This window comes from Azospirillum isscasi (genome assembly GCF_030849505.1).
Classification (GTDB): domain Bacteria; phylum Pseudomonadota; class Alphaproteobacteria; order Azospirillales; family Azospirillaceae; genus Azospirillum; species Azospirillum isscasi.
The window spans coordinates 1-17277 of sequence record NZ_JAUJFI010000123.1 but is presented as its reverse complement, the minus strand read 5'-3'; the positions used below and the strand labels follow the sequence as shown (position 1 = coordinate 17277).

Here is a 17277-nt window from a genome sequence, read left to right as displayed (position 1 = left end):
CCCCCTCGCCCTCCGCGGCGGTGCGGGACAGCGCAATCCATCCGCCGGCCAGCAGCAGCACCGCGGCGGTGACGGTGTCCAGGCTGCCCGGCAGCACCGGCAGGGCGATCCACAGCAGGGACGCGGTCACCCAGGCGCCGAGCAGCAGCGTGCCGCGGCGGCGGTCCAGACCGGCCAGATCGGCGCCGATGCCGATCAGCAGCCCGGCCACGGCGCTCCAGAACAGGCGGCCCATGCTGGAGGGCGGCGGCAGGGCCGGCAGGCCGACGATCAGCGCATAGGCCGCCAGGAAGGCGGCGGCAACGCCCGCCGCCGCCATCCGGGGACCCCGCGACCGACCGCCCGCGGCGCGGGCCACACCGACGGCGGCGACGCCGGCCACAAGCGGGAACAGGGCGGTCTGCACCACAAGATCATCGAGCAGAGCCATCGTCGGAACACTCCATGCCGCAAGGAACGGGGCGCGGGCGGACGGCCTGACAGGATGGAACGGTCAGGCCACCGCTTCGCGGCGCGGCTGGAGAGTGCCGTCGCGGCCCGTCCGTGCCTGTGCGAAAACGCACATCGCGGACAGGGTCCGGATTTCAGCCGGACGAGGGAGGCGGGTAACCTCACGGTTTGCTGCGGGGCCAGGCGGTCCACCACGCGCAGCATCAACGCCGTGAGGATCGCCAGGTCGGAATAGGTCCGTTGCCGGACCGGACGGTCGGGTTGCCGCGCCCCCGCAATGCCGCGCAACACGGCCTTTGGATGCAGAACCCGATACTACCAATACAGAAGTTTATGTTTCCGTTCTATATCAGTATGCGCCAACCCTGATTCTCCCGATATCATTCGGCAATAAGGAATTCGACTTGCTATTTCTTCTGCAGTATATTGAAAATTTGGCGCTGTTTCTGAAAATGATGCCTGATTGTAGATCATGTACCCATGATACGAGCGAGACAGAACCTTATCGAAATAATCATCCTGTGTATCTTTGCTGAGCTCACTGTATGCATAATTGCTGATGAACAGATCGTATTCTTTCTCCTGCACATCCTGCGGCTGCACGTATGAAGTATTTTTCAGATTAAAATGAGAAAGATACCTTTCGGTCAGTTTAAGCGCTTCTGGCAAATCTATTATCGTATATGATTCAATTTTGAAGAGCGCATTAATTATGCGGCATTGTCCGCCATACCCTCCCCCCACTTCAACGACATGCATTCCATTCAACGTCCCAAACAAGCGTTTTAGGGCCGTGGCAACCATTATGTAACGGAGAGTGGTGGGACAGAACTTCCCAATACCGCTGTAATTGCAGATGAGAGGTGATCCAACCTCGTCGTTGCGCCGAAGCTCGTCCAAATGTTCATAAATTTGAGGATCATTTTTTAATGCAAGGTTCATATAACTGGCGCCGTGCTCCGCGCTCAATGTATCAACGATGTCAATGCAGAAATGGCTGTGCCTGAACCTGCTGAATTGAAAAGCATCTTCCGCTGCATGCTGACAAAAGCTACGATAATCACTGTTGTCGCTAATGCTTGTCGGCATTTTTCGGAATATTCCTATTCGGATGATCTGTTTAACCTGGAAAGATAATGAACAGCTTTTTGGAAAGCTAGGCCAAAATCTCCAACCCATACGTTGTTGCGGCGAAGCGTCAGTTGCGGGTGGCAGGGCGGCACCGCAGAAGAGGCGCTGCCGCCCTCGCCACCTTTTGACCGGCCCAATGCCGTTCGAAGCCGACGCCGCTCACCGCCGCCACATCTCCAAGCGGCGGGAACGGGGACAGCGCCCCAACGGAGACCTCAAACCGGCTCGGAAAGCGCCTGCACGCTGTCCTTCAGCACGCCCTCCAGGCTGCCGGCCAGGGCCAGGGCCTCGTCGGGCGCGGCCTTTTCCAGCGCCATGGCGAGATCGCCCAGCCGCTTCGCCCCGACGTTCCAGGACAGCCCCTTGAGCGTGTGGGCGGCGCGGCGGTACTCCTCCCCGGCGGCCAGGGCGCTGCCGATCCGCGTCACCTGCTCCCACGCGGTGCGGGAGAAGCCCTCCAAAGTCTCGCGCCAGCATTCCGGCCCCAGCGCCTCTGCCACGCTGTCCACCTGTTCCTGGTCGAGCAGATCCGCCGCCGGAGCGGCTTGCGTCACCACCGGAACCGCCGCCGGAGCCGCCTCGGCCGCCGGCCTGCTGAGGACCGCGCGGATGGCCGCGTCGAGGGCGGACGGGCGCAGCGGCTTCGGCACGAACCCGTTCATGCCCGACGCCATGCATTCGGGAAGCGAACTGCCCGAGGCATGGGCGGTCAGCGCGATCACCGGAACCCGGTTGCGCGGCGGCGGCAGCGCGCGGATCAGGCGCGTGGCGGTCAGCCCGTCCATGCCCGGCATCTGGATGTCCATCAGGACCACGTCGAAAGGCGTCTCCGACCGCTCGACGGTCCGCACCGCCTCGTCCCCATCCACCGCGTCGGTCACGCGGTGCCCGCCGCGCTCCAGCAGGCCGCGCACGATGTCCCGGTTCACCGCGTTGTCGTCCACCGCCAGCACCCGCAAGGACGGCAAGGGATCGGCGGGGGGCGTGTCCGCCGCCGCGACGCGCAGGGCCGCCGGATCGCCCGGCGCGCAGGCGACCGAGAACCGGAACAGGCTGCCCTTGCCCGGCGCGCTGACGACGGAGATGGTGCCGCCGAGCAACCCGCACAGCTCCTTGCAGATCGCCAGCCCCAGCCCGGTGCCCCCGTAACGGCGGGTGATGGAGCTGTCGGCCTGGGTGAAACGGTCGAACAGGGAGGGGACGGACTCGGCGGCGATGCCGATGCCGGTGTCCTCCACCTCGAATTCCAGCAGGAAACGCCCGTCCGGCAGGTCGGCGCCACGGCGGGCGCGGACGGCCACATGGCCGGCGCTGGTGAACTTCACCGCGTTGCCGACGAGGTTGAACAGGACCTGCCGCAGCCGGGCCGGGTCGGTGACCGCCGCGTCCGGAACGTCGGGCATCATGCGGCAGGACAGGGACAGCCCCTTGTCCATGGCCGAGGGCTGGAACACCGCCATCACCGCATCCGCAAGATCGGCAGGGGCGCAGGTCTCTTCCTCGATGGCGATCCGCCCGGCTTCCAGCTTGGAGAAGTCCAGGATGTCGTCGAGCAGCCGCAGCAGGCTTTCCGCCGATTGGCGGGCGACGCCGGCCAGGCGACGCTCCTCCGGCTTCAGCCCTTCGCCGTCCAGCAGGGTCAGCGTGCCCAGCACGCCGTTCATCGGCGTGCGGATTTCATGGCTGATGGTCGCCAGGAATTCGCTCTTCATCCGGTTGGCGTGTTCGGCGCTGTCGCGGGCGCGGCGCAGGTCGGCCTCGATCTGCTTGGCTTTGGACAGGTCGTGGAAGACGCCGATGAAATGCTCCCGCCCGCCGGCGCGCCAGCTCGACAGGGCGATCTCGGTGGGCAGCAGCGAGCCGTCGGCGCGCCGGACGGACACCTCGCGGATCATGCTGCCCGGCCGCTCCCGGCCGCTGGAGAGGTAGTCCCGGAACAGGCGGTCGTGAGTCCCGACGAGCCCTTCCGGCATCAGGGCGGCGATGTTCCGCCCGATCGTCTCCGCCTCGCGGAAACCGAACAGGGCCTCCGCCGCCGGGTTGAAGCCGGTGATGACGGCTTCCTGGTCGGTGACGACGATGGGCTGGCCGACCGCGGCGAACATGGCGCGGTAGCGCCGCTCGCTGTCGGCCAGCGACCGTTCCGCCTGCCGCCGCTCCGTCACGTCGGCGCCCGAGCCGCGGTAGCCGGCAAAGGCGCCGTCCTCGTCGAAGACGGGCTTTCCGCTCAGCGACCAGATGCGGGTGCCGCCGCCCGGTTCCCGCACCGCGAATTCGAAGCCGCGGAAGGGCTGGCGGTCCTCAAGACCGCGGCGGTGCTCCTCCCAATGCTCCGCATCGCCCGCTTCGCGCAGGGCGATGTCCTCGCAGCGGCGGCCCCGGTACAGCTCCGGATCGCGGATCGACCCGGCGAAGGCCCCGGAAATGCCGGAGAAGCACAGGTCGGCGTCCATCTCCCAGAACCAGTCGGACGCCGTTTCCGCGATGTCGCGCAGCTTCATCTTGCTGACGCTCAGGTGCCGGGCGGTCTCGTCCAGTTCGGCGTGGGCGCGCCCCTGCGCGCGGCTCTGCCACGTCACCAGCATCGCCAGCACAAACAGCAGAGCCGTCGTCATGCCCGCGCCGATCATGTAGGCCTGCTGCCGCGCCCAGGTCTCCGCCATGAATTCCGCCTCGCCGAAGCCCGCGGTGACGGTCAGGGGGTAATTCTGAAGGTTGCGGAAGCTGGTCAGGCGGACCACCCCGTCGACCGGGCTGACCGAGCGCACGAAGCCTTCCGCTTTCTCCCGGGCCTCCTGCAGGATCGGAGAATTGCCGAGGTCCAGCCCGATGATGCGGTCGTCCATGACGCTGCGCGCGCGCAGAATGCCGTCGCGCCCGACGATGGCGACGACCCCGTCGTCGCCCACGTCCAGATTGTCGAAGGTCCGCCCGAAATAGAAGGGGTCCAGCGAGGCGACGATCATCCCGCCGAACCCGCCGTCGGCGGCGGTGACCTTGCGGCTGAGCTGGATCGACCATTTGCCCGACGCCCGCCCGAAGACGGGCCGGCTGATGAACAGGCCCTGGACCGTGCCCTCCTTGTGCACGCGGAAATGCTCGCGGTCCGCGAGGTTCACCTTGGCCGGGGCGTTGTCCACGCTGGTCTGGATCAGGTCGCCCTTCCCGTCGGCGTAGGCGAGCTGGAGCAGCAGATCCGAATCCAGGGTCGCGTTCCGCATCACGTCGTGCAGCAACGGGCTCTGGCTGCCCAGCCGGTACAGGTCGTAGCCGATGTAGGACAGGATGCGGTCGGTCCCGGCGATGGCGCGCGTGGTCTGCTCGGCGATGATGTGCGCCAGATTGCCGGTGTCGCGCTCGGCCCGCTGGAGCGCGTCGCTCTCGTCGCGCTCGGCCAGATAGATGGCCGCGGTCCAGGCCGCCGCGGTCAGCAGCAGCGCGACCACCCACACCCCGGACACCAGCGCCCTGGACCGGAGCGCGTAGGCGCGGTGGCCGTGGTCGGGAAATGCCGCGGCGGCGGGCGGCGGGGTTGACGGCTGCGGCGATGGCGGAAGCGAAGCGGACTCGTCCGGCATGGGAATTCTCCGTCTACCGGTGCACGGGGCTGTCCGCCCCGGCAAAATCGGGGTCGGGGTGGGCGTGGTGGACGGCGAGCACCGCATCCCACGCCCGCAGGAAGGCATCGACGCAGGCCGGGTCGAAATGGGTGCCGCTGTGCTTGACGATGTAGGCCTTGGCGGTTTCGAGCGGCCAGGGATGCTTGTAGGGCCGGGTGGTGGTCAGCGCGTCGAAGACGTCCGCGATGGCGACGATGCGGCAGGACAGCGGTATCTCCTCGCCCCGCAGCCCTCTGGGATAGCCGGTGCCGTCATACTTCTCGTGATGGCCGAGGGCGATCTCCGCGGCCTGGGAGATCAGGGGATGTTCGCTTCCCTGAAGCACCGCGTGGCCGATGACGGGGTGCTGCTTCATCGCCTGCATTTCGCAGTCGGTCAGCCGCCCGGGCTTCAGCAGGATGGCGTCGGGAATGCCGATCTTGCCGATGTCGTGCATCGGCGCGGCTTCGGCCAGCCGGGCGCAATCCTCGGGGTCGAGCCCCAGGCTTTCGGCGATGACGCGCGAGTAGTTCGCCATCCGCTCGATGTGCAGGCCGGTTTCCGGGTCGCGGTACTCCGCAGCGCGGGCGAGGCGGGCCACCAGTTCCTGCGCCTGCTGGCGGAGCTGGGCGGTCGCCTCCTCCACCCGGATGCGCAGCACGGCGGCCTGGTCGCGCATCATCCGCTGGCCCAGCCGCAGGCGCAGCAGGTTCTGCGCACGGGCCAGCAGCTCCGGCACCACGATGGGCTTGGTCAGGAAATCGGTGCAGCCGCTTTCAAGCGCGGCCACCCGCAGCTTCACCGACGTGTCGGCGGTGATCATCACCACCGGAACATCGGCGAGATGCCGCTGGGCGCGGATGCGCTCCAGCATCGCCATGCCATCGAGATCCGGCATGACGTGGTCGATCATGATCAGGTCGGGCGTGTTGCAGGCCAGCCAGTCCAGGGCCTCCAGCGGGCTGCCCATCCCGATGGGCTCCGCGTCGTCGATGCGCCGGATGACCGCGCTGGTGATGAACAGCGTGCTGGGATCGTCGTCGACGATTACAACCTGCATTTTTCCACCCGCTCCAGACCACCACCTAAAGCATCATTAGAAAATGATACACGGCAGAATCTTAACGAATCTTGCCAAAATGGGTCCAGGTGGGCGGAAAAGCCGCAACCGGACCGTCCGGCCGCGTGCAGGTGGAGACCGTCGGGGAGGGGTGGCCTCAGCGGGCGGCGGTCAGCCCGCCGTTGGCCGGAGTCGCCGGACGGCTGAAGGCCGCGCCCAAGCGGCGGAACAGGCCGCGCAGGTAGGCCGCCCGCATGGCTTCCGCCTGAAGGCGGATGGCGCGCAGTTCAGTGGACGACAGGGGGGTCGCGAAGGTCTTGGCGTTCATGGCTGTCCTCGTGGCGGCGCCGAAAGTCGGAAATCGACGGGGCCGCGGTTCGATGGGGCGGTTCGATGGGAATGTCTCGGGCTTGGCCACTCGGGCGCCGGGGTCGGCAGCCGGCCCTGGACGGGGCCTGCGCGATGCCGGTGGAGGAGCGGTGCTGCCTGCCTGGATAGAATGGCATCGCCCTCCGAAAAGACGACGCGCCGATAACGCATGGCTTCCATTACTATGATGCAGCGCACAATCATGAATAAAATGGAGCATCATTGCTCAAGCGCACAAGTCATCGCAGCGCTGTTAAAAGAGATTGTCGCAGCGCTGTGACGGCGGGGACTTCCGCAGCGCTGCGAGACCTGGATGCCCTGCCTGCCGGAGGGACCGGAAACACACCAGCCCGGATGATCCCCGGAGGGCGGGTTGACCCGCTTCCTCCACCACGGCACAGTCGAAGCCCGACCGTCGAATGGGGAACCGCATGCTCCGCCCAGCGCTGCTCGCCCTTGGCCTTCTGGCCCTGCCGTCCGCCGCCACGGCCGCGGGCTTTCCCTGCTCGAAGGCCAACACGCCCACGGAGAAGGCGATCTGCGCCGATCCGGCGCTTTCCGCGCTGGACGATCGGCTGTCCGCGTCCTACCGCGCCGCCCTGGACCGCCTGTCGGGCGCCAGCCCGGAGGAGGGCGCCGCCGGGGCCGCCGTGAAGACCGACCAGCGGGCGTGGCTGCGCGAGCGCGACTCCTGCGGGGCCGACCCGTCCTGCCTGCGCCGCGCGTATGAGGGCCGTGTCGCGGTCCTGTCCTTCCGGACCGATCCCGCGGCACCGTCACCCGCGGGGCGCTATGTGGGCCGCTTCGACCATGAGGGATTCATGGACATCGCCGCCGTTGCCCTGCGCGACGGAACGGTCGCCGTCAGCGTCAGCGGCGCCGAGCCCACGGCGGGCCGCTGGGTGTGCGACTTCTCCGGCGTCGGACGGCTGGACGGCGCCGGCCGACTGGCCGTTGGCACCCCCGACGCCACCCCCGATGCCGGCGGCGGCGGTCTGATCCTGGAGGCGGGGGAGGGCGGGGGGATCACCATCCCCGACTTGGAGCCCAACCGCGCCGCCAGCGGCTATTGGTGCGGCCACAACGGCAGCTTCATCGGGTCCTATCGGCGCGTCCCCTGATCCGTTCCCCTTGCGAATTCCCTTGCGAAGCGCGTGCCCGGCGCCATTCCGCCGACGCATTGCGTGCAATTCAATAACGCATGATCAATCATATTGCGCACAATCCAATTTTGCGCGACAGTCCACCTCGACAACAAGCGGCAACCCGCTTCCCCGATCCCGAACGATCCATCTGTTCCAAGGAGTGCACGCGATGAAGATCCTCTATTCGACCAAGGCGACGGCCACCGGCGGGCGTGACGGCAAGGCGGAGACCGACGACGGCCTGCTGTCGGTGGCGCTGGCCGCCCCGAAGGAGCTGGGCGGCAAGGGCGGCGCCACCAACCCCGAGCAGCTTTTCGCCGCCGGCTATTCGGCCTGCTTCCTCGGCGCCATGAAGTTCGTGGGCAACCGCGACAAGATCGCCGTTCCGGCGGACGTGACGGTCACCGCCCAGGTCGGCATCGGCCCGCGCGACGACGGCGAGGGCTTCGGCATCGCGGTGGACCTCACCGTGTCGCTGCCCGGCCTGGACAAGGCGGCGGCGGAGGATCTGGTGGCCCGCGCGCACAAGGTCTGCCCCTACAGCCACGCCACCAAGGGCAACATCGCGGTGAGCACCGCCATCGCGTAACCGGGGCGCGACAGGGTTCCGTGCTCCTGGGCGTGTTGCGCGCCATACCCCCATGCGCTATGGGGTCGCGTGCAACACGCCCGCGACGCTTCCCCGGCTGGGAATCCCTGAACGATGAGCACCAACGAAGACGACCCGCTTCATCTGGCCAATCAGGCCTGCTTCGCCCTCTATTCGGCGAATCTCGCCATGACGCGGGTCTACCGCCCGCTTCTGGACGCGCTGGAGCTGACCTACCCGCAGTATCTGGTCATGCTGCTGCTGTGGGAACGGGACGGCCAGACCATGAAGGCGCTGGGGGAACGTCTGCTGCTCGACAGCGGCACGCTGACCCCGCTGCTGAAGCGGCTGGAAGGGCAGGGGCTGGTCACCCGCGCGCGGGACCCGGCGGACGAACGGCTGGTGCGCATTCACCTGACGCCGCAGGGCACAGCCCTGCGGGAACGGGCGACGGGGCTGCCGGATCACATCGCCGCCGCCGCAAATTGCCCGCTGCCCGACCTCGCGGGGCTGCGCGAGGCGCTCCTGCGCCTGCGCGACTCGCTGAACGCCGCCGCGGAACGGAGCTGATACGGTCCCGGCGGGCCGGTCAGCCGGCCTCGGCCATCGGCAGAAGCGGCGGTTCCTGGGTCAGGTGCTTGGCGCGGCGGGCGCGGGTCTCCACCGTTGCGGCGGGGGTGACCGGCACGAAATCGCTGGGGCGGCGGGCGTCGCCCGTGATCGCCCGCATGGCCGCGACGTTGGCGCTCTCCACCGCCTGCGCCTTGCGCACCTGGGCCAGGAACTTGGCGCTGGGCAGCATCACGTAAGTGATCGCCTCGATGCGGGCGCCCACCTTGTCGTAGAGCTTTTCCGCGCTGGTCAGGATGCCTTCCTCCACCAGCGCGTCCACGGCGGCGGTCACCGCGCGCAGCGTGTCGCGCCGGCGGCTCCACACATTCATGCCGCTGTTCTTGATGATCTCGTCCGCGGACAGGGTCATCGCCTTGGCGCCCAGATCGCCCGGCGCCTCCGCCCCCGAATAGTCGTACTCGGCGCTCAGACGGTTGTAGAGCCAGCGCGAGACCGGGCTCTTCAGCCGCATCAGCCATTGATAGCTGACCGGCTTGAACTCCAGGTTCCGGATGGCGGAGGAGACCAGCGGGTTGAATTGGAGATGGGTCTCCTCGTCGCCCCCCTCGTCGCCGATCAGGTCGGGGCGGGAGCGGATGGCCAGCACCGGAAAGGCCGTGGATTCCAGAAGGTTGGCCCCGCGGCCCTTCTTCACCCCCTCCGCCGGCTTGCCGATGATGATCCGCGAGCGCGCCAGGATGGTCAGCGATTCGCGGATGTCGCGGATCGACAGGGTGTGGCCGACCGCCTTCAGCTCCCGCTGGATTTCGTAAAGGGTGAAGCGCATCTGCACCTTGTCGCGGTTCTCCCCGCCCAGCGACAGGCGCGAGCGGTCCATGGCGAGGCGGCGCACCACATGCTCCACCACCTGCTCGCGCTCGGCGGGGAAGACCTCGTATTCGATCTCGGTCGGGCCGTCGGCCTGGGTGGCCCCGTCGTCCCGGTTGACCATCTTGGTCAGACGGGCGGGCTGGATGGTCAGGTGGAAGGTGCTGCCGCGGTAGGTGAACTCGCGCTTGATGGACGCGACGAAATTGCCCTTCGCGGGCGCGGTTTCCGCGGACCGCCCGCCGTCGCGCGAGGCGAAGACGTAGCGCGGGGCGAGATCGTACAGCGCGATCAGGTGCGACTGGGAGCGGTCCTCCAGTTCGAACAGCACGAGTTGCAGCGCGCTGGGTGTCGCGATCTTGCTCATCCAATCCCTCCTTGCCCGGCTATGACCATGCGGCGGGATGCGCGCGCTGACAACCGCTTCGTGACGGGCGACCTCCTTCGGGATGGAGCCTTTGCCCGCGCCTATGGAGCAACAGCCCGCGGGTATGGAGCGATAGCCCGCGCTTTGCCGGCGCACCCCTGCATTTCTTCGAATGTCCCGCCTTCGAAAGTCCCGGCGCCCCCGCCGCCCGGTGCGAATCGCCCGGCGGCTTTGGCGGCGAAGGCGCGGGCTGTCGCTCCATAAGCGTCCTGTCCCGCCGCGAGTCGGAACTCCAAGGGTCCGGCGGGGCAGGCGCGAGCAAAAGCTCCATCCCCTGCACGCCGCCGGACCGCCACGCGGGGCGGACGGGAAAAGCAAGGCGCGGGCAATCGCTCCATACCCGCGGGCTATCGCTCCATGGGGAAGGGTGCATCCCCGCCGAAGCGCGGGCTGTTGCTCCAAGGTCGTGCGTCCCAGCCGCGGCCCGAGGCTCCATCCCCAGAGAGTCCGAAGGCGCGGGCTAACGCTCCATGGGCGCGGGTTCCTGCTCCAGGATTCCGATTCGGCGGTGAAACGCGGGCTGTCGCTCCATGGTGGCGGGCAAGGGCTCCAGGACCGCGGGCAGGGACTTCAACGGCGCGGGCTAACGCTCCATGCCCGGCTATGGAGCGATTGCCCGCGGTTTGAAGAGCAGCACGGCCCCGGGAATCCTCATCCGCAAAGCCACCGGCCCGCTTTCCCCGCGGAGCCGGTCCCCACAGCCTTGCGGAGACCCCGTCATGACACCCTGCGACGACAGCCCACCGGACGACCCGAGAGGCGAGAGCCCACCCGCCGACACCGGGCGGTGGGGCCGCATCCCCGCCTGGTGGCTCGGCCATCCCGACATCGACGCCGACGGTCTGGCCGTGCTGGCGGCGCTGGCGACCTACGCCAACGCCCGCGGCGAGTGCTGGCCGTCGCAGGCGACCCTCGCCACCGCGCTGAAGCGCAGCCGCAGCACGGTGAACCGCATCCTCGGCCAGCTCGCCGAAGCCGGGGTGATCGGGATGGAAGCCCGCCGCTCCGCCTCGGGCGGCCGCCTGTCCTGCCTGTACCGGCTGCGGCTGGTCCCCGGCGAAGGGCCGATTCCGGCGGCCGGCGCGGAGGAAGGCCGGACCAGGATGCCCCCTGTGCCGCCGGCCGCCAAGGATGTCGCTCCCGCCGACTCCCCTTGTGCGCCGGTGCGACAGGAACAGCCGGAATCCGAACAGACTCCGGACTCGCACGCTTCGCGCGGACCGGCGCAGGATGTGCCGGACGGTTGGATGCCGGATGCGGCGGACCGCGCCTGGGCCGAGATCCGCTTCGCCGGGGTCGATCTGGACCGCCACGCCGAGGGTTTCCGGCTGCGCTGCCGGGCGCACGGCTACCGCTACCGCGATGTCGGGGCGGCCTGGAAAGCCTGGTTGGCGCAGGATGCCGCCGCCGGGAAGGCGCCGATGCTCCGCACCGCAGCGTCTTCCGCCACCGCAAGATCCGTCCCCGCCGCGTCCGCTCCCGAACGGAAGCTCGGCGCCTGGATGGCCGCCGCGGCGAAGCTCAGCGCCGCCCGCAACGGCGGCCCTGTTCCACAAAACGGCCCACAAACCTGGAGGTGAGGAAACGCCATGACCGCACAGCCGCGGCCCACCCCGCATGGGACCCCCAATTCATCGGTCCTCACGCCTTTGCCGTCCCGCCCGCCGCCGGCCTTCGATCCCGCCGCTCCCGCCGCTGAGCGTTGGCTGGCGCTGGCAGCGGCCTTGCCGGCGCCGCTGCGGGACATCCTCGCCGCCGGACGGGTGGAGCGCCGGCCACGCTTCGGTGACGGCGGCTTCGACGGCGTGACGGAGGACTGGACCCCGCCCGACGGGGTGACCGGCCAGCACGCCCTGATGGCGCGGCGCGCGCTCGGCGAGCTGACCGGCTCCGTCCTGGCCCCGGCCTCGCCGGAGCATCTGCTGGCCCGCGTCCTGGCACTGCTCAGCCACTATCCGGCCAAGGGAACCGCGCCGGAGGTGGAGCATCTGGTCGCGCTCGACTGGGCGGAGGATCTCGGGGAATTTCCGGCCTGGGCGGTCGATGCGGCGGCACGGAGCTGGCGCCGGACGCGCAAATGGCGCCCCTCCATCGCGGAGATGCGGGCGCTGTGCGAGGAGGTCTGCGCGCCCGAACGGGCGCTGGCGCGGCGCCTGTCGGTGATCGCGGCGTCGGGAGACGGGGCGGGAGACGCGGCGGACCGCTGCCGCACCGGCCAGTTGCGGGCCCTGGCGGGGGGAGCGGTCCGGCGGATGCGGTGACCTGAACACCGGGATGCGTCCCTTACGGCGTCCGCTCCTCACGGATCGCGCGTTCGAAGGCGGCCAGCATCTCCACCCCCTCCGCTCCGAACCGCCGCTCGATGGCCTCCCGCACCGCGGGCTGGGTCACCTTGCGGAACGCCTCCGCCTCGCGCGGGGTCAGCGTGTGGACCTGCATGCGCTGGGCCAGCGGGGGAAGACCGCGGTCGGAGGATTCGATCAGGCGGCTGAGACCGCGGCTGGCGACCACGCCGAGCCGTGCGCCGTTCATCACGGCCGCGCGGTCCCCGGGGGCGAGATCGTCCAGGAACTTGGCGTTCATCACCCAGACATAGGGGAGGAACAGGTGGTTGCTCAGCGTCAGGTGGCGCTGCACCTCGTCGAAGTTGGCGAAGCGGACGATCGGCACGGGGTTCATCTGGCCGTCCACGGCACCGGTGCCCAGGGCGTTGTAGAGTTCCGACCAGGCGACGTTGACCGGCGTGCCGCCCAGGCTGCCGATCATGGTCCGGTGCGTCTCCAGATCCATGGTGCGGATCTTCAGGCCCTTCACGTCCTCGGGCATGCGGATCGGGCGCTTGGAGTTGGTGATGGTGAACAGCCCGCCCGGATCGCCGAAGCCCAGCACGGCAAGGCCGGTCCTGCGCCGGATCTCCTCGGCCAGCCGGTGGCCGAAGGGGCCGTCGAACACGTCGTAGGCGTTGGCGACGGAGGAATAGGCGAAGGGCAGGTCGATGACCGCCAGCATCGGATAGAGCGGCGCCACCCCGCCGACCGAGGAGATGGCGGACTGGATGGTCCCCTGGCGGACCAGCTTCACCGCGTCGCCGTCGCGGCCCATCTGCCCTTCGGGGAAGATCTCGACGCGCACGCGCTTCTGCGTCGCCACCTCCACATGGTTCTTGAAGACGATCGCCATGGCCCCGGCGGTGTTGTCGAAGGCGTCGTTGCGGTTGGGGTGGGCCAGCTTGATGACCGTCTCCGCGGACACCCCGGCGGCGGCGAGCGCCAGCGCCAATCCCGTGCAGGCGGCCAACAGGCGCGCCGTCCATCTGCTCTTCATCGCGTCCTCTTCTGGCTATTTGGTCTTGAAATGCTCGGCAGGGTCCCAGGCGTCGCCGGGCGGGTCGGCGATCAGCCGTTCGCAGCGCGCGATGTAGAGCCGGGCCAGCGCCGCCACCTCCGGCTCGCTGGCCAGGGGCTGCAGAAGCTCCAGAGCGGCGGACCAGCGCCGGCTGCGGTAAAGCGAGACCGCGACGTGCCACTGGCGGCACAGGTCGTGCGTCTCCGGCGGGCGGGCGAAGGCCGAATGGGGGTCGAGCGAGCCGACCAGCTCGAACAGCTCGATCGGCGCCGACAGGCCCGACGGCACGGCCAGATCGACGGGCCGGAACAGGAAGCGCCCGCGCACCGCGCGCTCCACCGCCCCCGTCACCAGGATGCTGGTCCCATAGACCTTGTTCAGCCCCTCGATGCGCGAGGCGAGATTCACGTGGGAGCCGAGCGCGGTGTACTGCATGCGGTCGGAGGAGCCGACGTTGCCCACCACCACCTCGCCCAGATGCAGGCCGAAGCGGGTCGGCATGGGGGGCGTGCCGGCGGCGAGGCAGGCGTCGTTGATGGCGCGGTTGACCGACAGGCAGCCCAGCGCGGCGAGGCAGGCGCGCTCCGCATAGTCCGGGTCGGGGCGTGGGGCGTTCCAGAAGGCCATGATGGCGTCGCCGATGAACTTGTCCACCGTGCCGCCATGGCCGTGGATGCAGGCGGTCATCCGCTCGAAATAGGTGGTCAGCCGGTCCAGGACCTGCTGCGGCGGCATGGCCTCGCTGGTCGCGGTGAAGCCCGCGATGTCGCTGAACAGGATGCTGAGGGGGCGCGTCTCCCCACCCAGCTCCCCGCCGTCGCCGGTCACGATGATGTCGCGCACCAGCGCCTTCGGCACATAGGCGCCGAAGCGGCGCAGGCCGCCCTTCATGGCCTCCACGGCGCCGGCCAGCTCCGCCACCTCCTGCACGCGGGTGCGGACGGCGAAGCGGCCGTTCAGGTCGAAATGGCGGATGCGGTTGGTTTCCGACACGATGGCCTGCATCGGGCGCGTCAGCCGGTGCGACAGCCACAGCAGAAGCAGCACCGAAACCGCCAGCAACCCGCCGCCGATCAGGACGATGCGGTAGGTGGCGCGGCGGATGGAGCCGACGAACTCGTCCACCTCCACCGCCACGCCCACCGTCCAGCCGGAGCCGATGCCCTGGGTCAGGGTCGCGAACTCCACGATGTAGTCCTGCCCCTGCGGCCCCAGCGGGGCGATGAAGCGGTCGCCGGCCCCGGCCCTGCGGCGCTCCACCGCGCCGGCCAGCACCGGGTCGGGGAAGGATTCCGCGCGGTGGAGCGCGGTTTTCGTCCCGCCCTCGTCCACCAGCAGGTCGGACCGGTTGTGGCAGATCACCCGCCCGTCCCCGTCGATCACGAAGACGGCCCCGGACGGCCCGATGCGCAGGGCGTCCAGCCGGGCGGCCAGCGTGTCCAGCGAGACGTCGGCCCCGATGGTGCCGATGGGCACGCCGTCGTCGGTGGCCATCCGGTAGGAGACGGTGACCACCGGGCGCCGGGTCGCCGGCAGGACGAAGGCGTCGGACATCACCGCGGCGCTGCCCTTGTGCGCCGCCTCGTACCATGGGGCGGCGCGGGGGTCCTCCGTCGCATCGGCCCGCTCCACGCCGCTGACCTGCCCCCAGGAGCGCAGGTAGAAGTAGGAGTCGGCGAACCGGCCCGAACTGGCGTCCTGCATGCGCAGGGCGAACGCGCTGCCGGGCGGCGGGACGGCGGGGCCGAAGTTCGCCCCATCGGAGGCCAGCCGCACCATCTGGAAAAAGGCCCCGTCCCCGGCGAAGCCGACATAGAGGGAGGCGAGCTGCGGCAGGGTGGCCAGCGCGTCGGAGAAGTAGCGCAGCGATTCGATGCGGCGCAGCCCGTTGCGGTCGATCCGCCCGAATCCCGCCATCGCCTCGGCCACGCGGGCCACCGGGCTGACCAGCCCGTTCAGGTCGTTGGTGACCGTCTGGGTGGTGCGCTCGATGGATTGGGACGCCACCTCCAGCGCGGAGCGGGAATTCTCGTGGTGGAGGTAGCTGAGCATCACCGCGATCAGCGGGACCGTCGTCAGCAGAAAGGCCAGCGCGATTCCCACGCGCAGGCGTATCCGGTACGGGGGCCGGGAAGGGTGGTGGGACATCGGGCGGTCTCCGGAGAGCCAAAGGACGGTGATGAGGAAGGCGTCAGCCGCCGGCCGGGGCAGACAGGTCGCGGACGAACAGGAGGCGGTCGTGCCCGTCGTGCTTGGGCTTGCGCGCGAAGACTCGCATGCCGACCGACAGCATCCCGCGCACGCTGGCCGTGTTCTCGGGCCGGACGGTGGCGAACCAGTAGCGGTGCCGGTCCGGCGGCAGGACGCTGCGGGCGGCGGTCTCGATCAGGCGCCGGTGCAGGCCCTGCCCGCGCCGGTCGGGGTGCACCAGGACGCCGGTGAAGTGCAGCGCCCGCTCCAGATCCCCGTCCGGCAGGCCGTAGTCGCGGCCCAGATTGTGGGCGGCGCGGCCCGGAAACTGGACGGCGAGGAAGGCGGCCAGCCCGCCGGTTCCTTCGCCGGCCAGAGCGCCCAGCACGACGCCGCGCCCCACCGCCGGTCCGGCCAGCATGTCCGACAGCTCGGCCTCGCCGAGCGGGTGCATCAGCGGGCCGCAGGCGTCCCGCTGCAAGGCCAGGACGGCGTCCAGCGCATCCGGGTTCAGGCGGGCGAAGCGCAGGCCGGTCATCGTCCGTCCTCCGTCCGCAGGTGGGACGGGACGGTCCGCCGCCACGTCAGCAGGGCGAAGGCGAGCAGGCTGCCGCCAAGCAGCGCCCCGATCACCCCCACCCCCTCCGGCCCGGCGCCCAGCGGGATGGCGGCGGCCAGCGTGCCGAACAGCGGCGGCCCGGCGGCCTGCCCCAGCTTGCGGGTGTTGACGTGCAGGACCAGAACGGAATCGCGCCGCCGTGCCTCCCGCGCCGCCAGAAGCTCGACATGGCGGATCTGGGCGGACAGGCCGAAGCTTTCCGCCAGCCCGATCAGGAACACCGCGCCGAAGGCGGTCCACAGCGACGCCTGAAGGCCGAACAGGGCCAGCGCCCCGGCGATCATCGCCGCGGACAGCAGGGTCACGCCGGGGATCGGCAGGCGCCGCGCCGCCATCCGGGTCAGCAGCGGCCCGGCCAGGATCACGCACAGGCCGTGCAGCAGGTAGGCGCGCCCCACCGTCGCCGAGGACAAGCCGAGATCCGCGATGAACAGCGGCAGATAGAAGGGCAGGAACATCGCCGCCACCGCGGTGGGCAGGGAGACCAGCGCCAGAAACAGCGGCACCTTGATCCGCCGCCGCCGCGGGCGGTCCGTTGCGGCGCCCGGCGGGGGAGCCGCCGCGGGCGCGCAGTGCGCATCCGGCGGGGTGGCCTCCGGCAGGCGGGGGATGAAGAAGGCGGTGTAGAGCAGCCCGGCGGCCGGGATCAGGGCGCCCGCGGCGAACACCGTCACCGGCCCGTAGGTGGTGGAGAGCAGGGCGCCCGACACCGCGCCGCAATTGACCCCGGCATACATGCCGGCGAAGAGGCCGGACTGCAGGGCGGAGCTGTCGGAAACACCGCGCAGCCGCCCGATCAGGGCGTTCGCGGCGATCAGCCCGGCCATGCCGCCGGCCCCGCTCAGCCCGCGGGCCAGAACGAACAGCAGCGGGTCGGCGGCCACCGCCGCCGCGGCGGCCAGCGCCATCCCCG

The 17277-nt window shown here is 69.6% G+C and carries 14 protein-coding genes and 1 pseudogene; 5 read left to right on the top strand and 10 right to left on the bottom strand.

Annotated elements, in window-relative coordinates; all coding sequences use genetic code 11:
* The 5 genes and pseudogenes from QSG27_RS20755 to QSG27_RS20735 form a co-directional block, all read right to left on the bottom strand.
* Positions 1–430: pseudogene (locus QSG27_RS20755) on the bottom strand (hypothetical protein); the annotation flags it as partial.
* 335 nt (positions 431–765) lie between these two features.
* Positions 766–1539: a putative sugar O-methyltransferase gene (locus QSG27_RS20750; protein ID WP_306709470.1), complete on the bottom strand. Its 774-nt coding sequence runs from the start codon at positions 1537–1539 to the stop codon at positions 766–768.
* A 257-nt stretch (positions 1540–1796) separates the two neighbouring features.
* Complete coding sequence (locus QSG27_RS20745) at positions 1797–5159, bottom strand: PAS domain S-box protein (RefSeq protein WP_306709469.1); 3363 nt, start codon at positions 5157–5159, stop codon at positions 1797–1799.
* Between the two features lie 13 nt (positions 5160–5172).
* Positions 5173–6240, bottom strand: coding sequence for an HD domain-containing phosphohydrolase (locus tag QSG27_RS20740; protein WP_306709467.1), 1068 nt, complete (start codon positions 6238–6240; stop codon positions 5173–5175).
* 157 nt (positions 6241–6397) lie between these two features.
* Positions 6398–6568 carry an RSP_7527 family protein gene (locus QSG27_RS20735; protein ID WP_306709466.1) on the bottom strand — a complete coding sequence of 57 codons (171 nt, stop codon included), beginning with the start codon at positions 6566–6568 and terminating at the stop codon, positions 6398–6400.
* Between the two features lie 472 nt (positions 6569–7040).
* Between QSG27_RS20735 and QSG27_RS20730 the strand changes: the two genes are divergently transcribed.
* The 3 genes from QSG27_RS20730 (at position 7041) to QSG27_RS20720 (ending at position 8913) form a co-directional block, all read left to right on the top strand.
* Positions 7041–7730: a lysozyme inhibitor LprI family protein gene (locus tag QSG27_RS20730; RefSeq protein WP_306709464.1), complete on the top strand. Its 690-nt coding sequence runs from the start codon at positions 7041–7043 to the stop codon at positions 7728–7730.
* Positions 7731–7923: 193 nt separating this feature from the next.
* Positions 7924–8343 carry an organic hydroperoxide resistance protein gene (locus tag QSG27_RS20725; protein ID WP_306709462.1) on the top strand — a complete coding sequence of 140 codons (420 nt, stop codon included), beginning with the start codon at positions 7924–7926 and terminating at the stop codon, positions 8341–8343.
* Positions 8344–8457: 114 nt separating this feature from the next.
* On the top strand, positions 8458–8913 hold the full coding sequence (locus QSG27_RS20720) for a MarR family winged helix-turn-helix transcriptional regulator (protein ID WP_306709460.1): 456 nt from the start codon (positions 8458–8460) through the stop codon (positions 8911–8913).
* Between the two features lie 19 nt (positions 8914–8932).
* Here the strand turns inward: QSG27_RS20720 and QSG27_RS20715 are convergent, their stop codons facing one another.
* Positions 8933–10150, bottom strand: a complete 1218-nt coding sequence (locus QSG27_RS20715) for a plasmid replication protein (RefSeq protein ID WP_306709459.1) — start codon at positions 10148–10150, stop codon at positions 8933–8935.
* A 779-nt stretch (positions 10151–10929) separates the two neighbouring features.
* Between QSG27_RS20715 and QSG27_RS20710 the strand changes: the two genes are divergently transcribed.
* Complete coding sequence (locus QSG27_RS20710) at positions 10930–11790, top strand: helix-turn-helix domain-containing protein (protein WP_306709457.1); 861 nt, start codon at positions 10930–10932, stop codon at positions 11788–11790.
* 9 nt (positions 11791–11799) lie between these two features.
* Positions 11800–12471 (top strand): hypothetical protein, encoded by a 672-nt coding sequence (locus QSG27_RS20705; protein WP_306709455.1) that lies wholly within the window; start codon positions 11800–11802, stop codon positions 12469–12471.
* A gap of 22 nt (positions 12472–12493) precedes the next feature.
* On the opposite strand, the gene QSG27_RS20700 is transcribed toward QSG27_RS20705, so the two are convergent.
* The 4 genes from QSG27_RS20700 to QSG27_RS20685 all read right to left on the bottom strand — a co-directional run.
* On the bottom strand, positions 12494–13534 hold the full coding sequence (locus QSG27_RS20700; RefSeq protein ID WP_306709454.1) for a TRAP transporter substrate-binding protein: 1041 nt from the start codon (positions 13532–13534) through the stop codon (positions 12494–12496).
* A 15-nt stretch (positions 13535–13549) separates the two neighbouring features.
* Positions 13550–15703, bottom strand: coding sequence for an adenylate/guanylate cyclase domain-containing protein (locus QSG27_RS20695; RefSeq protein ID WP_306709452.1), 2154 nt, complete (start codon positions 15701–15703; stop codon positions 13550–13552).
* Between the two features lie 43 nt (positions 15704–15746).
* On the bottom strand, positions 15747–16283 hold the full coding sequence (locus tag QSG27_RS20690) for a GNAT family N-acetyltransferase (RefSeq protein WP_306709450.1): 537 nt from the start codon (positions 16281–16283) through the stop codon (positions 15747–15749).
* Positions 16280–17277 (bottom strand): MFS transporter (locus QSG27_RS20685; RefSeq protein ID WP_306709448.1); only part of this gene is annotated, 998 nt, incomplete at its 5' end. The genes QSG27_RS20690 and QSG27_RS20685, both read right to left, overlap by 4 nt.

Excerpts from the sequence above, each read along its gene's own strand:
- QSG27_RS20750 (WP_306709470.1), bottom strand. The coding sequence starts at position 1,539 with ATGCCGACAAGCATTAGCGACAACAGTGATTATCGTAGCTTTTGTCAG.
- QSG27_RS20745 (WP_306709469.1), bottom strand. The coding sequence starts at position 5,159 with ATGCCGGACGAGTCCGCTTCGCTTCCGCCATCGCCGCAGCCGTCAACC.
- QSG27_RS20740 (WP_306709467.1), bottom strand. The coding sequence starts at position 6,240 with ATGCAGGTTGTAATCGTCGACGACGATCCCAGCACGCTGTTCATCACC.
- QSG27_RS20735 (WP_306709466.1), bottom strand. The coding sequence starts at position 6,568 with ATGAACGCCAAGACCTTCGCGACCCCCCTGTCGTCCACTGAACTGCGC.
- QSG27_RS20730 (WP_306709464.1), top strand. The coding sequence starts at position 7,041 with ATGCTCCGCCCAGCGCTGCTCGCCCTTGGCCTTCTGGCCCTGCCGTCC.
- QSG27_RS20725 (WP_306709462.1), top strand. The coding sequence starts at position 7,924 with ATGAAGATCCTCTATTCGACCAAGGCGACGGCCACCGGCGGGCGTGAC.
- QSG27_RS20720 (WP_306709460.1), top strand. The coding sequence starts at position 8,458 with ATGAGCACCAACGAAGACGACCCGCTTCATCTGGCCAATCAGGCCTGC.
- QSG27_RS20715 (WP_306709459.1), bottom strand. The coding sequence starts at position 10,150 with ATGAGCAAGATCGCGACACCCAGCGCGCTGCAACTCGTGCTGTTCGAA.
- QSG27_RS20710 (WP_306709457.1), top strand. The coding sequence starts at position 10,930 with ATGACACCCTGCGACGACAGCCCACCGGACGACCCGAGAGGCGAGAGC.
- QSG27_RS20705 (WP_306709455.1), top strand. The coding sequence starts at position 11,800 with ATGACCGCACAGCCGCGGCCCACCCCGCATGGGACCCCCAATTCATCG.
- QSG27_RS20700 (WP_306709454.1), bottom strand. The coding sequence starts at position 13,534 with ATGAAGAGCAGATGGACGGCGCGCCTGTTGGCCGCCTGCACGGGATTG.
- QSG27_RS20695 (WP_306709452.1), bottom strand. The coding sequence starts at position 15,703 with ATGTCCCACCACCCTTCCCGGCCCCCGTACCGGATACGCCTGCGCGTG.
- QSG27_RS20690 (WP_306709450.1), bottom strand. The coding sequence starts at position 16,283 with ATGACCGGCCTGCGCTTCGCCCGCCTGAACCCGGATGCGCTGGACGCC.